Below are 16,671 nucleotides of genomic sequence, written 5' to 3' on the forward strand. Positions count from 1 at the left end.
TCTTCGTTTGCAATGACATATCAAACTTGCCGCCGCGGCAAACCCGCGTTACGGCTCCGGCCAAGGCCGTCAGGCAAGATTTGTCCGTCAAACATCCGATTAGCAACAGGAGTGCTGCTGTGGATTTCGCTCTCACAGAAGATCAGACCCTGATCCGCGACATGGCGAGGAAATTCGCCGAAGACCGATTGAAGCCGAATGCGGCGAAATGGGACGAGGAAAAATACTTCCCCGTCGAGGTGATGCGCGAAGCCGCCGAGCTCGGTTTTGCCGGGATCTACACAGCCGAAGATGTCGGCGGTTCGGCCCTGTCGCGCCTCGATGCCGCGATCATCTTTGAAGAGCTGTCGCGCGGCTGCGTGCCGACGGCCGCCTTCCTGTCGATCCACAATATGTGCGCCTGGATGATCGACAGCTGGGGCAATGAGGAGCAGCGCCAGCGCTTCCTGCCCGGCATGATGACGATGGAAAAGATCGCCTCCTATTGCCTGACCGAGCCGGGCGCCGGTTCCGACGCCGCCCAGCTGCGCACCAGGGCCGTGCGCGATGGCGAGCACTATGTCCTGAACGGTGCCAAGGCTTTCATCTCGGGCGCCGGCACGTCGGACTATTACGTCGTCATGTGCCGCACCGGCGGTGACGGACCCAAGGGCATTTCCACCATTGTGGTCGAGAAGGGCACGCCGGGCCTCTCCTTTGGCGCCAATGAGCGGAAGATGGGCTGGAATGCCCAGCCGACCCGTGTCGTCACCTTCGAGGATTGCCGCGTGCCCGCTGCAAACCTGCTGGCGGAAGAGGGGATGGGCTTCACCCTGGCGATGAAGGGGCTCAATGGCGGCCGCATCAATATCGGTGCCTGCTCGCTGGGCGGGGCCACCGAGGCCTTCGAGCTGGCCAAGGACTATGTCGGCACGCGCAAGCAGTTCGGCCGCGAGATCGGACAATTCCAGGTCACCCAGTTCAAGCTGGCCGACATGGCGACCGAGCTCGAAGCCTCGCGCATGATGCTCTATCGCGGCGCTGCGGCGATCGACGCCGGGGATCCGTCCGCGGCCAAGTATTGCGCCATGGCCAAGCGGTTTGCGACCGACACCTGTTTCGACGTCGCCAACCAGGCCCTGCAGCTGCACGGCGGCTATGGCTATCTCAAGGACTACCCGCTCGAGCGCATCGTCCGCGATCTGCGTGTCCACCAGATCCTGGAAGGCACGAATGAGATCATGCGGGTGATCATCGCCAAGGATGTGATGAGGTAGGCTTCTTGCGTGTCTGTTGCGCGGTCTGATTTTGCGCTAGGATCTGACCATAATTCTGGTCAGAGGTGCCTCGGCATGGAAATCGGTTTGACAGAAGCCAAAGCGCATTTCTCGGCCTTGATCGACAGGGTCGAACAGGGTGAGGGGCCTTTCGTGATTACGCGGCACGGCAAGCCCGTCGCCGTGTTGTCGCGTGCCATCGAGCACCGGCATCTGGACGCAGACGAACTCATTGTCAGGCTGCGGAAGAACCGCGAAAGCCAGCTGAAGGTTGCGGAATTCGACGGCATGGCCTGGGAAGACCTGAAGCCATTGGCCCGGGAATGAAGCCGCTGGTGGTTGACGCCTCTGCAGCAGCGGGCTGGCTTCTACGGCAACAGAGCAATCCGCGCAGTGACGCCTTTCTGGAGCGGCGTCTGGCGACCATGAAAGTCGCGCCGGACATTTTCAACTGGGAGATTATCAACCTGTTGCGCGTGAATGCGGAAAGAAGGGTGATTGATTTTGACGTCACGATGACGGACCTGGATTCCCTGGGTATCGACACGGTGGAGCCGCGAGGTCGGCGGAAAATGCGTGAGTTGGCGCTGTTTGCCCTGCAGACCCGCTTGTCACTCTTCGATGCAGCTTATCTTGCGCTGGCGGTTGAACTTGACGGTGAAATCGTTTCAAGGGACGCAAGCCTTCTCAATGCGGCCGCCCGCCTCGGCGTCGCCCACTACGACATTCGAGCGATTCAATGACCGAAACCCAATCCCACGACCCCGAAATCATCGCCCGCAAGATCGGCCAGGTCGGCCGGATCACGCTCAATCGTCCCAAGGCGCTCAATGCGCTGACCCATGGCATGTGCCTGTCGATGATCGAGGCGCTGGAGGCGTGGCGCGACGATGACAGCGTGCAGGCCATTGTGGTCGACGGGGCTGGCGAGAAAGGCTTCTGTGCCGGCGGCGATATCCTCAAACTGCATGACAGCGGCAAGGCAGGGGATGACCAGGCCTGGCTGTTCTGGCGCGATGAGTATCGCCTCAACACACTGATCCATCACTACCCCAAACCCTATGTCGCGCTGATCGACGGTATCACCATGGGCGGCGGTGTCGGGGTCTCCGTGCACGGCTCGCACCGGGTCGCAGGCGACCGGACCATGTTCGCCATGCCGGAAACCGGGATCGGCTTTCACCCGGATGTCGGCGGTGCCTATTTCCTGCCGCGCCTTGCCGGTGAGATCGGCATCTGGATGGGGCTGACCGGCGCCCGCCTGAAGGCGCCCGATTGTGTCGCTGCCGGATTGGCCACACATTACTGCCCGAGCGGTCAGTACGAGGCACTCATTGCCGCACTGGAAAGCGCCGACCTGACCGGTGAGGACGCGCTGGAAATCCTGCTCGAGGAATTCTCCGGTGATCCGGGCGACAGTGACCTGTCACTCACGCGCGGTCTCATCGATGCCGCCTTCGCCGGTGACAGTGTCGAGGACATCGTCGCCCGCATCGAGGGGGCCGGGGATGCCTGGTCGGCCAAGCAGGCGAGCATTCTCGCAACCAAGTCACCGACCGCGCTCAAGCTGACGCTGGCCTGCCTGCGCAAGGGTACGGATCTCTCCTTCGAGGATGTCATGCGCCAGGATTTGCGCGTGTCGAGCTGGTGCCTGACCGGGACGGACTTCTACGAAGGCGTTCGCGCCGTGATCATTGACAAGGACCAGTCACCGAAATGGTTGCCCGACACGATCGCGGCGGTCGAAGATGCCGCGATCGAAGCCGCCTTTGCGCCGCTCGACGACGCGCACGAAATGAGCTTTCTCGAAACCGCGTCCTAACGACCGGACCGAAACGCTGGCATAGACGCCTGCAACGACACCACAAAGAACACCACGATCCCCGGGGAGAGACAACATGGCCCGCATCGCCTTTATCGGACTTGGAAACATGGGCTCCGGCATGGCCGCCAACCTGGTCAAGGCCGGTCATGAGGTCCACGCCTTTGACCTCAGCGCCGACGCCATCGCCCATGCCGTCGAGCAGGGCGCCACGGCGGCCAGCGGCGCGGTCGACGCCGTCACCGGCAGCGATGCCGTGGTCACCATGCTGCCCGCCGGCAAACATGTCCGCGCCGTTTATGAGGGCCAGATCTTCGGCGCTGCGGCGCCGGGCACGCTCTTCCTCGATTGCTCGACCATTGATGTCGACAGTGCGCGCCATGTCGGCGGCAAGGCCGTGGAGCAGGGCTTTCGTTTTGTCGATGCGCCGGTCTCGGGCGGTGTCGCGGCCGCGACGGGCGGGACGCTGACCTTCATGGTCGGTGGCACCGAAGCTGATTTTGCGGCGGCCGAGCCGATCCTTGATGCCATGGGCAAGGCGGTGATCCGCGCCGGCGATGTCGGCGCCGGCCAGGCCGCCAAGATCTGCAACAACATGCTGCTGGCGATCAACATGATCGGCACCTGCGAGGCCTTCGCGCTGGCCGAGAAGCTCGGACTGGACCCGCAGAACTTCTTCGACATCTCGTCCAAGGCCTCCGGCCAGTCCTGGGCGATGACGTCCTACTGCCCGGTGCCGGGCCCGATCCCGACCACGCCGGCCAATAATGGCTACAAGCCGGGCTTTGCCACGGCCATGATGCTCAAGGATCTCAAGCTGGCGCAGGACGCGGCACAGAGTGCCGGGGCGACAACGCCGCTGGGTGCCCAGGCCGAGGCGCTCTATGCGATGTTCGACAATCTTGGCGGTGGATCGGCGGACTTCTCGGGTATCTACAAACTGCTGGATGGCAGCTGGGCCAAGCGTTGACACCAAATTAACCAAGCCTGTTAAGGGGATTTTCGCGCTTTGCCGTTAACGTCATCAACGTAAGCAATATAACGATCATCAAAGATCGGGTGGAGTGTGTGTGATGGCGATGGCAGAAAGTGTGGCACCGGAAGCGGCGCCGAGTTCCGATTATCTTGAGCTTCTTCAACTGGTGGAGCGTCTTCACCGGCAATTGCTCGATGTGGTCAAGGATGAACTCGATCGCGAAGGACTGGACGATCTGAACAGTGTGCAGGCCCTGCTCCTGTTCAATATCGGTGACCAGGAGCTGACGGCCGGAGAGCTGCGCACGCGCGGCCACTATCTTGGCTCCAATGTGTCCTACAATCTCAAGAAGCTGGTCGATGCCGGCTATATCCGTCACGAGCGCTCGGCGGTTGACCGTCGCTCCGTGCGGGTCAGCCTCACCGAATCGGGACACGCGGTTTGCGCTCATCTGAACAAGCTTTTCGATCGCCAGGGCACGGCCCTGAATCCGGTTGGTGGTGTTGATATCGAGCAACTCCCGGCCATGAATACAGCCTTGGCCCGGATTGAACGTTTCTGGGCCGATCACATCCGTTTCCGGATGTAATCAACAGCCCGTCTGACCGCATCAGACCCGTCTCATTGAACGCCGGGCAGGCGCATTCCCTGGTGGGGTGCGCCTGCTTTTGTTGGCGGGCGGCTGGAATCCCGGCGGCTTTGAAGCGCGGACCGGGGGGCGGTGACCAATCTGCCGGCACGCATCAATGCTCCGGCGCCGGTGCGATTTTTGGCACACAAACCCTCGATTTAATGGGGCGATCACTCGCCTGGCTGCAGCTTGTTGTGCTATTTCACGGGGGTGCGGCTGTCTGTCCAGTCGCCCCGACCTGCCAATAGCGCTAGATACGCTGACAGACCACGCACCAAGCGGGCTCGTATCACGAAAGGCCCCGACATGAACTATGAACGCGCTTTCGAGGATGCTGTCCGCCGGGTCAAGGCCGAGGGCCGTTATCGGGTTTTCGCCGATCTGCTGCGCCGCAAGGGCGAATTCCCGGTCGCCCGTTGGCGGTCGCCAAGCGGGGATGTGCGGGATGTGACGGTCTGGTGCTCCAATGACTATCTCGGCATGGGCCAATTGCCCTGCGTCGTTGAGTCGATGAAGAAGGCCATTGATGATGTCGGCTCCGGCGCCGGCGGTACCCGCAATATCTCTGGCACGACCCACTACCATGTCGAGCTGGAGCGCTCGCTGGCCGACCTTCACCAGAAGGATTCAGCGCTGCTGTTCACCTCCGGCTATATCGCCAATGAGGCGACGCTGGCGACACTGGGCAAGATACTGCCTGGCCTCATCATGTTCTCCGACGAGCTCAATCACGCCTCGATGATCGAGGGCGTGAAGGGGGCACGCTGCGAGAAGCGGATCTGGCGTCACAATGATGTCGCCCATCTCGAGGAATTGCTCGCCGCGGCACCGAAAGACGCGCCCAAGGTCATCGCCTTTGAATCGGTCTACTCGATGGATGGCGATATCGGCCCGCTCGAGGCGGTCTGTGACCTGGCCGACAAGTATGGTGCGCTGACCTATCTCGACGAAGTTCACGCTGTCGGGCTGTACGGTCTGCGAGGCGCCGGTATTGCCGAGCGTGATGGCCTGATGGACCGGATCGACATTATCGAGGGAACTCTGGGCAAGGCGTTTGGCGTCATGGGCGGTTATATCGCCGCTGACGGTGCGATTGTCGACGCCATCCGTTCGCTGGCGCCAGGCTTCATCTTCACGACGGCGCTGCCGCCAGCCCTGGCGGCCGGGGCGCGTGCCAGTGTGGAATACCTCAAGTCAGCGCATAATCTGCGGGAGCAACATCAGGAGCGCGCGGCGAGTCTGAAGGCCAAATTGTCGGCTGCGGGTTTCCCGGTCATGCCGTCGGAAACCCATATTGTTCCGGTCAAGGTCGGTGATCCGGTCCTGTGCAAGCGGATTTCCGACATGCTGATGGACGAGCACGGAATCTATGTTCAGCCGATCAATTATCCCACCGTTCCGCGCGGCACCGAACGCCTGCGCCTGACGCCGACACCGCTTCATACCGATGAAATGTTTGACCAGCTCGCCGAGGCTCTTGATGATGTCTGGGAACGGGCGTGCCAGCAGACCGGGGTTGCCCGGGCCTGAGCGGTATCGGCCGCATGCCGAGGTAGCAAGATGGCCGGCGAGATATTCGTCGAAATCCAGCGTGTCGGGAATGCATTGCGCGTCGCCGCGATTGACGGCACGACGGCTGAGGAGGTCGTGTTCCAGGTCCCGGCCAGCACGCCCCGGTCCAGCATTGACGATCTCGCCAGGGCCAAGCTGGCCTGGAAACTGAAGCGCGCTGCGGCCAATGAAAAACGGCCGGACACGAGGTCCGGCCGTCGAGGCATTGAAGTCTAGCCGAGGGCGCAGCCTGGGCGAGCGCGCAGTCTGGCCGAGGGCGACTCAGCCGTCCTTTTTGCCGCGACCGAGGCCGATATCCTTGGCAAATTGCGAGCGCTTGCGCGAATAGGCCGGTGCGACCATCGGGTAATCCGACGGCAAACCCCATTTGCGGCGGTAATCGTCCGGCGACATGTTGTATTGCGAACGCAGATAGCGCTTGAGCATTTTGAGTTTCTTGCCGTCTTCCAGGCAGACAATGTAGTCGTCGGCAACAGACTTGGAGACAGCCACGGCCGGCTTGGTCTTCGGTTCCGGCTTTGCTTCCGACTCAGATACTTCCTTCATCGTCGCATGCACAGACCGGATCAGCTCGGGCACATTATCGGCCGGCATGGAGTTGTGGGAGAGGTAGGAGGCGACCACATCGGTCGTCATCCGGAGCAATTCTTCCTTGTCGACGTCAGGGAACATGTCATCGGCCATCGGGGCAACCTTTCAAACGTTGTCTTGCTTTTGTCACAAGTGGTGACTTGATTGTTTATTGCAATGAGTGATCGATATTATGTGTTGATGTTCAGTTCAAGCGTCGACGTATGAATATATTTCATACGAAACACCACATACAACACTGCGCAAATACACTGTCCGATCCGGCAGCGGGGTCCGGGGAGACCTGCCAAGCAGTCAATTGCCCGCTTGCCCCGTATCGAGCAGCACCTTATCACACGAGGCAAATGTGATGAGGAAGTGTCATGCCCGATACCCAGATCGATGCCGGGAATGGAAGCCCGTTTTTCACGCGCTCCATCGTCGAGAGTGACCGTGAGATTGCGCACGCCATCCACGAGGAAATCCAGCGCCAGCAAAGCCAGATCGAATTGATCGCTTCCGAGAATATTGTTTCGCGCGCAGTTCTGGAGGCACAGGGCTCGCCGCTGACCAACAAGTATGCCGAAGGCTATCCCGGGCGCCGTTACTATGGTGGTTGCGAGCATGTCGACGTGGTCGAGACGCTGGCGATCGAGCGCGCCAAGGCGCTGTTCGGAGCGGCTTATGCCAACGTCCAGCCGAACTCCGGCAGCCAGGCCAACCAGGGTGTCTTCCTGGCCCTGTTGCAACCCGGCGACACCATTCTCGGCATGTCGCTGGATGCCGGTGGGCACCTGACCCACGGTGCCCGCCCCAACATGTCGGGCAAATGGTTCAAGGCGGAAAGCTATGGCGTGCGCGAAAGTGATGCGCGGATCGACTATGACGCCGTTCGCGCCAAGGCCCAGGCAGCGCAGCCCAGGCTGATCATTGCAGGCGGCTCCGCCTATCCGCGCGAAATCGACTTCGCCGAATTCCGCAAGATTGCCGACGAGGTCGGGGCCTATCTGATGGTCGACATGGCGCATGTCGCCGGGCTGGTTGCGGGCGGTGCATATCCCAACCCGATCCCGCACGCCCATGTCTGCACCACCACGACGCACAAGACGCTGCGCGGTCCGCGTGGTGGCATGATCCTGTCCAATGACCTCGATCTCGGCAAGAAGTTCAACTCGGCGATTTTTCCGGGTCTGCAGGGCGGACCCCTGATGCATGTCATCGCCGGCAAGGCGGTTGCTTTCGGCGAGGCGCTGCAGCCGGAATTCAAGGATTATGTCAAACAGGTCATCGCCAATTGCCAGGCGCTGTCCAAGGCGATCACGGATGGCGGATACGCCATTGTCTCCGGCGGCACGGACAGCCACCTCGCGCTGGTCGACCTGCGTCCCAAGGGGCTCAAGGGCAATATTGCCGAGGAAGCTCTGGAGCGCGCCTATATCACCTGCAACAAGAATGGCGTGCCCTTCGACCCGGAAAAGCCGACCGTGACGTCCGGACTGCGGGTCGGATCGCCGGCCGCGACCACGCGCGGCTTCGGCGAGGCTGAATTCACGCTGGTGGGCGAGTTGATGGTCAAGGTGCTCGACGCCCTGGTCGATGCGCCCGAAGGCAATGCGGATGTCGAGGCTGAGGTGCGGGAGACGGTCAAAGCGCTCACAGCGCGCTTCCCCATCTATCCCGAACTGGCCTAAGATACCCGAATGCGTTGTCCTTTTTGCGGTCATCCCGACACACAAGTGAAAGATTCCCGTCCGGCCGAGGACGGGAATGCGATCCGGCGCCGGCGGCAATGCCCGTCTTGTGCAGCCCGTTTCACCACCTTTGAGCGCGTGCAGTTGCGCGAGCTGACGGTGATGAAGAAATCCGGACGTCGGGTTCCCTTTGACCGTGACAAACTCAACCGTTCGATCCAGCTGGCCATGCAGAAGCGCAATATCGAACCGGACCGCATCGACCAGATGATTTCCGGCATTGTGCGCCGCCTTGAATCGACAGGCGAGACTGATGTGACCTCTGATCGCGTGGGTGAGCTGGTCATGGAAGGCCTGAAGAATCTCGATGCGGTGGCCTATGTCCGCTATGCGTCGGTTTACAAGGATTTCCACAAGGTCGAGGACTTCCGCGAATTCATCACTGATGAGGCGCTGAGCGCGCATTTCGGTGAGTCCGGCGATGACGACGGCGAGGCATGACCGGCGCGGCGCGACCGCGGGTCACGCTCAAGCTTGCCACTTCGCTCGACGGCAGGATCGCTTTGGCCAATGGCGCCTCCAAATGGATCACCGGCCCGGAGAGTCGCGCGGTGGTGCATCGCATGCGCGCCGCCCATGACGCCATTCTTACCGGGATCGGCACCATTCTCGCCGATGATCCGCAATTGACCGCGAGGCCGCAGGGCGGGTGCGAGCGCCAGCCGGATGTCATCATCATGGACAGCCAGGGACGCACCCCGGCCAATGCCCGGGTCTTCAAGGGGGGTGACCGCTCGGTCACGCTCATTCCCTATCGGGATCTGGGCCGGGCCATGGCCGCGCATGAGCGGGTCATGATCGAGGCGGGTGCGAAAATTGCCGCCTCGGCCGTGCGTGGCGGGCTGGTTGATTGTATCGAATGGTTCCGGGCGCCGATCCTGCTTGGCGGTGACGGATTGCCGGTTCTCGCAGCTCTGGGCCTTGAGACGCTCGACGCGGCCCCCATTTTCAGGCGGACAAGTGTCGTGGAACGCGGCGCCGATCTGCAGGAAACCTACGAACGGACAGGCTGATGTTTACCGGAATTGTCACCGCGAAAGGCCGCATGCGTGCGATCAGCGGAACGGGTGTGCGGCGTTTCGAGATCGAAGCGCCCTACAACCCCGAGACCATCGCGCTGGGTGCTTCGATCGCACATGCCGGCGCCTGCCTCACGGTCGTCGAGAAGGAAGCGACACCCGAAGGGTGCTGGTTCGCCGTCGAAGTCTCGCCGGAAACCTTGCGCCTGACCACGCTGGGCAGCTGGCAGGTCGGTGATCCGGTCAATCTGGAGCGCGCCCTGGCCATCGGTGAAGAGCTGGGCGGTCATCTGGTCACCGGCCATGTCGACGGGGTCGGCGAACTGATCGATCGGCGCGAGGAGGGCGAGTGGCTCGTGCTGACCGTTCGCCCGCCAGCAGAGCTCAACCGCTTCATCGCGCGCAAGGGCTCGATAACGGTTGATGGCGTGTCCCTGACCGTCAATGCGGTCACGCGTGACAGTTTCGATCTGATGATTATTCCGCATACCGCGGAGGTCACGACGCTGGGCGCGCTGCAAATTGGCGCACACGTCAATCTTGAGGTTGACCTCATGGCGCGCTACGCCGCCCGCCTGAGCGAATTCCCGCCGGCCTGACATTTGGAGACGCGCGTGAGCGACATCCCACTTTCCCCTATCGAGGACGTCATCGAGGATGCGCGCAACGGGCGCATGTTCATCCTTGTCGATGCCGAGGATCGCGAGAATGAGGGTGACCTGGTCATCCCGGCAAAATTCGCCACGCCTGATGCCGTCAATTTCATGGCCAAGCACGGCCGCGGCCTGATCTGTCTTGCGATGACGCAGGAACGGGTGACCCAACTCGATCTCAAATTGATGGCGAGCGATAACCGTTCGCGTCACCAGACCGCCTTCACCACCTCGATCGAGGCGCGCGAAGGTGTGACGACCGGCATTTCCGCCCACGACCGGGCCCGCACGATCGAGGTCGCAACCGATCCGTCCAAGGGGGCAGACGATATTGCCACGCCCGGCCATGTCTTCCCGCTGGTCGCCCGCGATGGCGGCGTACTGGTCCGCGCCGGCCACACTGAGGCCTCGGTCGACGTCGCGCGCCTTGCCGGTGCCGGTTCGGCCGGTGTGATCTGCGAGATCATGAATGAGGACGGCTCGATGGCGCGCCTGCCGGACCTTGTCGCCTTTGCGCAGCTGCATGGGCTCAAGATCGGTACGATTGCCGACCTCATCGCCTATCGCCGCAAGAATGACCGATTCATCGAGCGCCGTCTGGAAAGCGAATTCTCCAGTCAATTCGGCGGTCCGTTCAAGCTCGTCGTCTTCCGCAACACGCTGGACGGGTCCGAGCATGTCGCCCTGGTCAAGGGTGAGCCCAACAGTGATGAGCCGACCACGGTGCGCATGCACAAGGTCAGTTTTGTCGATGACGTCCTGCACGAGAGTGGCCCCCGCGGTGCACTGGTCGAGGCCGGCATCCGGGCGATTGCCGACGCCGACGGCCCGGCGGCGATGGTCTTCATCCGCGAGACCTCGCACACGGCGATCATCGAGCGCCTGGGTGCGCATCCCAGCCTGCCGCAGGATGAACGGGAAGCCCGCCGGCTGCGTGAATATGGTGTCGGCGCCCAGATCCTGCTCGATCTCGGCGTGCGAGACATGGTTCTTTTGACCACCAAGCCGCAGACGATCGTCGGTTTGGAAGGATATGGTTTGTCGATCCGCGAAGAGCGGCATTTTCCGGAGGGTGACGCATGAGCGCGCCGAAATATCTCATCATCGCCGGCACCTTCTACCGCGACATCGCCGATGCGCTGATCAAGGGCGCGGTGGAAGCCGTCGAGGCCAAGGGCTTTGCGCATGACATCGTGGAAGTGCCGGGCGCGCTGGAAATCCCGGGCACGATCGCCCAGGCCGAAAAGGCCGGCGCCGGCTATGACGGCTATATCGCTCTGGGCTGTGTCATTCGTGGCGAGACCTCGCATTATGACTATGTATGCGGTGAATCGGCCCGTGGAATCATGGATTTGAACCTGCGTGCCATTCCGGTCGGAAATGGTATCCTGACGGTTGAGAACCGCGCCCAGGCCTTGAAGCGTGCCATCGACAAGAATAAAGGCGCGGATGCAGCCAATGCGGCGATGATGCTGATCGAGCTGCGCAACCGATTCAGGAGCGCGTGAGCATGGCTACTGCCAGCAAGGAATCCCCGTCGGAGAGCCGCGCCCGTCTGCGTCGCGCGGCCCGTCTGTCCGCCGTCCAGGCGCTCTACCAGATGGAAATCGGCGGGCTGGGCGCCAGCGCGGTCATCCGCGAGTTTCGCGATCACCGTTTCGGCGCCGACCACGAAGGCCCGGAATATGTCGAGGCCGACGAGGATTTCTTCGAGAGCCTGGTGGCCGGCGTGGTCGAGCGTCAGGCCGAGGTCGATCCGGCCATGGATGCGTTGCTGGCAGACAAATGGCGTCTCGAGCGTCTCGATGCCACCGTGCGGGCCATCCTGCGGGTCGGCGGTTTCGAGCTCTTGCATCGCAAGGACGTGCCGGCTCGTGTGGTGATCGATGAATATATCGAGATCGCCAACGCCTTCTTTGAAGGTGCCGAGCCGAAATTCATCAATGCAGCCTTTGATCGCTGTGCACGCGGCGCCCGTCCGGACGAATTCTGATCCATGGCCGGGCTCGGCGAGTTCGACTTCATCCGCGATCGCCTGCGGCCGCTGAGCGAAGACGATCCGGCCGCGCTCGATCTGGCCGACGATGCCGCACTTCTGGCGCCGGAGCCGGGCGAGGAAATCGTCCTCGCCTGCGATACGCTGATTGCCGGCGTGCATTTTCTCGACACTGACAGCCCGGAGGTTGTCGCCAGCCGGGCCTTGCGGAGCAATCTTTCCGACCTGGCGGCCATGGGCGCCGTGCCGCGCGCCTATCTCGCCGCGATCGCCTGGCCTGTGACGCTCGACCCTGACTGGCGTGCGGATTTCACGCGGTCCCTGCATCGCGAACAATCGCGCTTCGGCCTGACGCTGATTGGCGGTGACACGACCGCAACGCCAGGGCCGTTGACCTTGAGTTTCACCCTGATCGGCCGGGTTCCGGCCGGAAGTGCGCTGCGCCGCAGCGGGGCCCGCATCGGTGATGATGTCTGGGTCTCGGGCATGATCGGCGATGCCGGACTTGGGTTGCGGGTCGCGAGCGGGTCCGGCGGGGAGGGGATATCAGCCTGTCGCCGCGCCTATGAAAGGCCCGAGCCGCGGCTCGCGCTCGGGCAGGCCCTGCGCGATCTCGCCAGTGCAGCAATCGACGTGTCGGACGGGTTGCTCGCTGATGCCGGGCATCTCGCCTCGGCCAGTGGCTGTGCCCTCCGCATCAAGGTGGATGCCGTGCCGCGTTCAGCGAGTGCACAGGCCTGGCTGGCCCGTGGTGGTGAGGTGGAGGCGTTGCTGACGTCGGGCGATGATTACGAACTCCTGTTTACGGCGCCGCCCGACCGGCGCACGGCGCTGGACGGCGTTTCGGCCCGTCTGGACCTGGTCTTGACGCGGATCGGTGTTGTCACGGACGGCAGCGGTGTTGCGGCGGAGCGGGCCGATGGCAGCCAGCTGGTGCCGACCCGGACCGGGTTTACGCATTTTTGAGGCAAGCCTGTCAGTCTGACCCGTGAATTCGAGAGGCTGCCATGCGTTCTGTCCTTGTCATCGTGATCTCTGCCATTCTGGCATCGGCCCTGCCGGGGTCTGCGTTTGCGCTGGCGTCTCCGCCTGCGGAATCGGATCACGGGAATGAGGGCACGCAGCGCGGCAATCGTATCCTGACGCTGTTCAATCGCGGTGGTGCCGAAGAAGAGGAAGAGGCCGAGGAGGCAGAGGAAGACGATCCTCGCGCCTTCACCATGCCGACCGTGGTCGCGCCGCTGTCACGCAATGGCCGGCTGACCGGCTATGCCTATGTTCAGATCCGGGTCCGCGTTGCCGATGGCCAGAACATGTGGAGCCTGCGCGATGACGCGCATTATGCGCTCGACTCGGCGGTCCGGGCTGCCTACCGCAACTCGGTGTCCAATGCCGAAGGAACTGCGCTCGATGTGCCGCGTGCCGTCGCGGTCTGGCAAGCAGCGCTGGCCGAACACTATGGACCGCGAGCCATTGAGCGTGTCGAGATTCGCAATGCGGACACTCGACTCTTCCGGCACTAATTCTATATTGCACTGCAGCAAGTCAATGTTTTGATTTGCCAAAGACTGCGTGTTGCACCGCCCCAAAGCATTGGGCATAGTCCCCCCAACAATAAAAACAAAAGCGGGGAGATGTCTAAGGTCGGCGTGGTCACACGCGCATGATTCCCCGCATTCCTTCCGAGACCACAACGAAGTGAACAAACGGGGCTGGAATCCATGAACATGCTTATCTTGGCCATTGCGGCAGCAGTGCTCGCCATCATCTACGGGGTCGTGCAGACCCAGCGTCTGATGGCGGCGAGTGCCGGTACCGAGAAGATGCAGGAAATCGCATCGGCCATCCAGGAAGGCGCGAACGCCTACCTCAAACGTCAATACACGACCATCGGAATTGTCGGCGTCGCGGTCTGTATCCTGATTGCCGTCTTCCTCGGCTGGCAGGTCGCGCTTGGCTTTGCCATCGGGGCGATCCTCTCGGGCGCTGCCGGCTTTATCGGCATGCTGGTTTCGGTCCGCGCCAATGTGCGCACGACCCAGGCTGCCAGCACGAGCCTGGCCGCCGGCCTCGCGGTCGCCTTCCGCTCTGGCGCCGTGACCGGCATGCTGGTCGCGGGTCTCGCCCTTCTGGGTGTCGCTGGCTATTACTGGATCCTGACCGGTCCGATGGGGTTTGTTCTCGGCAGCGAAGAAAACGGCCGGATCATCATCGACTCGCTGGTCGCGCTCGGCTTCGGCGCCTCCCTCATTTCGATCTTCGCCCGTCTCGGCGGCGGTATCTTCACCAAGGGTGCGGATGTCGGCGGTGACATGGTCGGCAAGATCGAAGCGGGTATCCCGGAAGACGATCCGCGCAATGCGGCCACCATCGCCGACAATGTCGGCGACAATGTCGGCGACTGTGCCGGCATGGCGGCCGACCTGTTCGAGACCTATGCGGTGACCGTGGTGGCCACCATGGTGCTCGCGGCGATCTTCTTCTCCGGCGAACTGGCGTCCACGATGGTGCTCTATCCGCTGATGATTGCAGCGGCCTGCATCGTGACCTCGATCGCCGGCACCTTCTTCGTCAGCCTCGGCAAGGGCAGCAATGTGATGGGGGCGCTCTACAAGGGCCTTATCGTCGCCGGTGTGCTGTCGATCGGTGCGCTCTACTTCGTCACCGATTTCACGATCGGCATGGGTGATATCGCCGAGGTGAACGGCAAGATGATCACCGGCATGAACCTGTTCTGGTCCGGTCTTGTCGGCCTGCTCGTCACGGCGGCCATTATCTGGGTCACGGAATACTATACCGGCACCGGCTATCGCCCGGTGAAATCGGTCGCCCTGGCGTCCGAGTCCGGTCATGGCACCAATGTCATCCAGGGCCTCGCAGTGTCGCTGGAATCGACCGCGCTCCCGGCCCTGATCATCATTGGCGGCATCTTGGGCACCTACACGCTGGCCGGCCTGTTCGGCATTGCCATCTCGGTGACGACCATGCTGGCCCTGGCCGGTCTGATCGTGGCCCTCGATGCCTTCGGTCCGGTGACCGACAATGCCGGTGGCATTGCGGAAATGGCCGGTCTCGACGAGAGCGTCCGCAACACGACCGACACGCTGGACGCGGTGGGCAACACCACCAAGGCGGTCACCAAGGGCTATGCGATCGGTTCCGCCGGCCTCGGTGCCCTGGTCCTGTTCGCGGCCTATACGACGGATGTCGAACACCTGCTCGGCATCCAGCCGGACTTCTCGCTCGAGAATCCCTATGTCATCGTCGGCCTGCTGTTTGGTGGTCTCCTGCCTTACCTGTTCGGCGGCATGTCGATGATGGCAGTGGGCCGGGCGGCCACCGCCGTCGTCGCCGAGGTCCGTCGCCAGTTCCGGGAGATCCCGGGCATCATGGAGTACAAGGCAAAGCCCGATTATGGCCGCGCCGTGGACATCCTGACCAAGGCGGCGATCCGCGAGATGATCGTGCCGTCGCTCCTGCCGGTCCTGTCGCCGATCGTGCTGTATTTCGCGATCAACCTGATTGCCGGCCAGGCGCAAGCCCTCGCCGCGGTCGGTGCGATGCTGCTGGGCGTGATCGTCAACGGTCTCTTCGTCGCGGTCTCGATGACCGTCGGCGGCGGTGCCTGGGACAACGCCAAGAAGTATATCGAGGACGGCCATCACGGCGGCAAGGGCTCGGAAGCCCACAAGGCCTCCGTGACCGGCGATACGGTCGGTGATCCCTACAAGGACACTGCCGGTCCGGCCGTCAACCCGATGATCAAGATCACCAATATCGTGGCCTTGCTGCTGTTGGCCTTCCTGGCTCACTAGTCAGGCAGGATCATCGACAGTCTTGGAGAGCTCCGGCCAGCGGCCGGAGCTCTTTCTTTTTGCCAGCTGCCGGCAGGCGCGCTGCCAGTTTTCCTCGGCGTCGGCATAGCCAGCCTGGCAGGCGCGCCAGATCAGGCTTTTCTCGTGAGGGATCAAGGTTTCATGCGGGGCGGCCTTTTCAGTGAAAATCCACGACAAGGGGTGGCGAGGCTCCGGGAGCGGTTCGCCGACCTCGCGCGCGACGGTGATGGCGACAGCGTCCTCCGTCACACTGTCGCGTCGCCACAGCGGATAGTCGTCAGGGGCGGGAAATCCGTCATTGTCGGTCACGCGTGTCTTGACCGGAGCGGGCTGTCGGGCCGGCCGCTGGTCGCGGACCTTGTGTCGGCGCACATGTCGGCGTTTGCGCATGATGTCTCCCTTTCGTTCAAATGCACATGCGTTGACGGTCGCCACGGCGCTAACGCCTGGCGGTTTGGGTGAAGAGGGAGTGCGGGATACCGGCCGGAGCCGATAAAGCGCTGATTTTAAACGGTAGCTTCGACAAGCATCCCGCACGCGGAGATTTCCCGGGTTGCCTTCCAGCCCCCGAATCGAAGCCGACGGGATC

Annotated in this window: 20 protein-coding genes; 18 read left to right on the forward strand and 2 right to left on the reverse strand. The window is 62.5% G+C overall.

The window, feature by feature from the left end; genetic code table 11:
• The first annotated feature begins 119 nt into the window (after positions 1-119).
• The 8 genes from QZZ02_RS05050 (at position 120) to QZZ02_RS05085 (ending at position 6,473) form a co-directional block, all read left to right on the forward strand.
• The gene (locus QZZ02_RS05050; RefSeq protein ID WP_291842792.1) at positions 120-1,256 is read left to right on the forward strand and encodes an isobutyryl-CoA dehydrogenase; all 1,137 of its coding nucleotides are present in this window, start codon (positions 120-122) and stop codon (positions 1,254-1,256) included.
• An 87-nt stretch (positions 1,257-1,343) separates the two neighbouring features.
• A complete protein-coding gene (locus QZZ02_RS05055; RefSeq protein WP_291842793.1) occupies positions 1,344-1,583 on the forward strand; it encodes a type II toxin-antitoxin system Phd/YefM family antitoxin in 240 nt (79 codons plus the stop codon).
• The gene (locus QZZ02_RS05060; RefSeq protein ID WP_291842795.1) at positions 1,580-1,999 is read left to right on the forward strand and encodes a type II toxin-antitoxin system VapC family toxin; all 420 of its coding nucleotides are present in this window, start codon (positions 1,580-1,582) and stop codon (positions 1,997-1,999) included. The genes QZZ02_RS05055 and QZZ02_RS05060 overlap by 4 nt, the downstream gene beginning before the upstream one ends.
• Positions 1,996-3,078, forward strand: coding sequence for an enoyl-CoA hydratase/isomerase family protein (locus QZZ02_RS05065; RefSeq protein ID WP_291842796.1), 1,083 nt, complete (start codon positions 1,996-1,998; stop codon positions 3,076-3,078). Before QZZ02_RS05060 ends, QZZ02_RS05065 begins: the two co-directional genes overlap by 4 nt.
• Before the next feature lie 76 nt (positions 3,079-3,154).
• The gene (gene mmsB, locus QZZ02_RS05070) at positions 3,155-4,048 is read left to right on the forward strand and encodes a 3-hydroxyisobutyrate dehydrogenase (protein WP_291842797.1); all 894 of its coding nucleotides are present in this window, start codon (positions 3,155-3,157) and stop codon (positions 4,046-4,048) included.
• Between the two features lie 103 nt (positions 4,049-4,151).
• Complete coding sequence (locus QZZ02_RS05075) at positions 4,152-4,643, forward strand: MarR family transcriptional regulator (protein WP_291842798.1); 492 nt, start codon at positions 4,152-4,154, stop codon at positions 4,641-4,643.
• Positions 4,644-4,991: 348 nt separating this feature from the next.
• Positions 4,992-6,215 (forward strand): 5-aminolevulinate synthase, encoded by a 1,224-nt coding sequence (hemA, locus tag QZZ02_RS05080; RefSeq protein ID WP_291842799.1) that lies wholly within the window; start codon positions 4,992-4,994, stop codon positions 6,213-6,215.
• A 30-nt stretch (positions 6,216-6,245) separates the two neighbouring features.
• The gene (locus tag QZZ02_RS05085; protein WP_291842800.1) at positions 6,246-6,473 is read left to right on the forward strand and encodes a hypothetical protein; all 228 of its coding nucleotides are present in this window, start codon (positions 6,246-6,248) and stop codon (positions 6,471-6,473) included.
• Positions 6,474-6,518: 45 nt separating this feature from the next.
• Here the strand turns inward: QZZ02_RS05085 and QZZ02_RS05090 are convergent, their stop codons facing one another.
• On the reverse strand, positions 6,519-6,941 hold the full coding sequence (locus QZZ02_RS05090) for a MucR family transcriptional regulator (RefSeq protein WP_291842801.1): 423 nt from the start codon (positions 6,939-6,941) through the stop codon (positions 6,519-6,521).
• Between the two features lie 269 nt (positions 6,942-7,210).
• Here QZZ02_RS05090 and glyA point away from each other — a divergent pair, with 269 nt between their 5' ends.
• The 10 genes from glyA to QZZ02_RS05140 all read left to right on the forward strand — a co-directional run bounded on the left by glyA (position 7,211) and on the right by QZZ02_RS05140 (position 16,061).
• Positions 7,211-8,518, forward strand: coding sequence for a serine hydroxymethyltransferase (gene glyA, locus QZZ02_RS05095; RefSeq protein WP_291842803.1), 1,308 nt, complete (start codon positions 7,211-7,213; stop codon positions 8,516-8,518).
• 9 nt (positions 8,519-8,527) lie between these two features.
• Positions 8,528-9,019, forward strand: coding sequence for a transcriptional regulator NrdR (gene nrdR, locus QZZ02_RS05100; protein WP_291842804.1), 492 nt, complete (start codon positions 8,528-8,530; stop codon positions 9,017-9,019).
• Positions 9,016-9,591, forward strand: a complete 576-nt coding sequence (locus tag QZZ02_RS05105) for a RibD family protein (protein ID WP_291842805.1) — start codon at positions 9,016-9,018, stop codon at positions 9,589-9,591. Before nrdR ends, QZZ02_RS05105 begins: the two co-directional genes overlap by 4 nt.
• Positions 9,591-10,196, forward strand: a complete 606-nt coding sequence (locus QZZ02_RS05110; protein WP_291842806.1) for a riboflavin synthase — start codon at positions 9,591-9,593, stop codon at positions 10,194-10,196. Before QZZ02_RS05105 ends, QZZ02_RS05110 begins: the two co-directional genes overlap by 1 nt.
• Positions 10,197-10,211: 15 nt before the next feature.
• Positions 10,212-11,333 (forward strand): 3,4-dihydroxy-2-butanone-4-phosphate synthase, encoded by a 1,122-nt coding sequence (gene ribB / locus QZZ02_RS05115; RefSeq protein WP_291842807.1) that lies wholly within the window; start codon positions 10,212-10,214, stop codon positions 11,331-11,333.
• Positions 11,330-11,758 (forward strand): 6,7-dimethyl-8-ribityllumazine synthase, encoded by a 429-nt coding sequence (gene ribH / locus QZZ02_RS05120; RefSeq protein WP_291842808.1) that lies wholly within the window; start codon positions 11,330-11,332, stop codon positions 11,756-11,758. The genes ribB and ribH overlap by 4 nt, the downstream gene beginning before the upstream one ends.
• 2 nt (positions 11,759-11,760) lie before the next feature.
• Complete coding sequence (gene nusB, locus QZZ02_RS05125; RefSeq protein WP_291842809.1) at positions 11,761-12,243, forward strand: transcription antitermination factor NusB; 483 nt, start codon at positions 11,761-11,763, stop codon at positions 12,241-12,243.
• Between the two features lie 3 nt (positions 12,244-12,246).
• The gene (thiL, locus tag QZZ02_RS05130; protein ID WP_291842811.1) at positions 12,247-13,212 is read left to right on the forward strand and encodes a thiamine-phosphate kinase; all 966 of its coding nucleotides are present in this window, start codon (positions 12,247-12,249) and stop codon (positions 13,210-13,212) included.
• 41 nt (positions 13,213-13,253) lie between these two features.
• Positions 13,254-13,769: a hypothetical protein gene (locus tag QZZ02_RS05135; protein ID WP_291842812.1), complete on the forward strand. Its 516-nt coding sequence runs from the start codon at positions 13,254-13,256 to the stop codon at positions 13,767-13,769.
• A gap of 198 nt (positions 13,770-13,967) precedes the next feature.
• Positions 13,968-16,061, forward strand: coding sequence for a sodium-translocating pyrophosphatase (locus tag QZZ02_RS05140; protein WP_291842813.1), 2,094 nt, complete (start codon positions 13,968-13,970; stop codon positions 16,059-16,061).
• On the opposite strand, the gene QZZ02_RS05145 is transcribed toward QZZ02_RS05140, so the two are convergent.
• Positions 16,062-16,671, reverse strand: a 610-nt coding sequence (locus QZZ02_RS05145) for a hypothetical protein (RefSeq protein ID WP_291842814.1), incomplete at its 5' end; no start/stop codon positions are given.

The organism is Maricaulis sp. (assembly GCF_015665295.1).
GTDB lineage: Bacteria > Pseudomonadota > Alphaproteobacteria > Caulobacterales > Maricaulaceae > Maricaulis.

Coding starts and splice junctions, on each gene's coding strand:
- QZZ02_RS05060 (WP_291842795.1), top strand. CDS start 1,580: ATGAAGCCGCTGGTGGTTGACGCCTCTGCAGCAGCGGGCTGGCTTCTA.
- QZZ02_RS05065 (WP_291842796.1), top strand. CDS start 1,996: ATGACCGAAACCCAATCCCACGACCCCGAAATCATCGCCCGCAAGATC.
- mmsB (WP_291842797.1), top strand. CDS start 3,155: ATGGCCCGCATCGCCTTTATCGGACTTGGAAACATGGGCTCCGGCATG.
- QZZ02_RS05075 (WP_291842798.1), top strand. CDS start 4,152: ATGGCGATGGCAGAAAGTGTGGCACCGGAAGCGGCGCCGAGTTCCGAT.
- hemA (WP_291842799.1), top strand. CDS start 4,992: ATGAACTATGAACGCGCTTTCGAGGATGCTGTCCGCCGGGTCAAGGCC.
- QZZ02_RS05085 (WP_291842800.1), top strand. CDS start 6,246: ATGGCCGGCGAGATATTCGTCGAAATCCAGCGTGTCGGGAATGCATTG.
- QZZ02_RS05090 (WP_291842801.1), bottom strand. CDS start 6,941: ATGGCCGATGACATGTTCCCTGACGTCGACAAGGAAGAATTGCTCCGG.
- glyA (WP_291842803.1), top strand. CDS start 7,211: ATGCCCGATACCCAGATCGATGCCGGGAATGGAAGCCCGTTTTTCACG.
- nrdR (WP_291842804.1), top strand. CDS start 8,528: ATGCGTTGTCCTTTTTGCGGTCATCCCGACACACAAGTGAAAGATTCC.
- QZZ02_RS05105 (WP_291842805.1), top strand. CDS start 9,016: ATGACCGGCGCGGCGCGACCGCGGGTCACGCTCAAGCTTGCCACTTCG.
- QZZ02_RS05110 (WP_291842806.1), top strand. CDS start 9,591: ATGTTTACCGGAATTGTCACCGCGAAAGGCCGCATGCGTGCGATCAGC.
- ribH (WP_291842808.1), top strand. CDS start 11,330: ATGAGCGCGCCGAAATATCTCATCATCGCCGGCACCTTCTACCGCGAC.
- nusB (WP_291842809.1), top strand. CDS start 11,761: ATGGCTACTGCCAGCAAGGAATCCCCGTCGGAGAGCCGCGCCCGTCTG.
- thiL (WP_291842811.1), top strand. CDS start 12,247: ATGGCCGGGCTCGGCGAGTTCGACTTCATCCGCGATCGCCTGCGGCCG.
- QZZ02_RS05135 (WP_291842812.1), top strand. CDS start 13,254: ATGCGTTCTGTCCTTGTCATCGTGATCTCTGCCATTCTGGCATCGGCC.
- QZZ02_RS05140 (WP_291842813.1), top strand. CDS start 13,968: ATGAACATGCTTATCTTGGCCATTGCGGCAGCAGTGCTCGCCATCATC.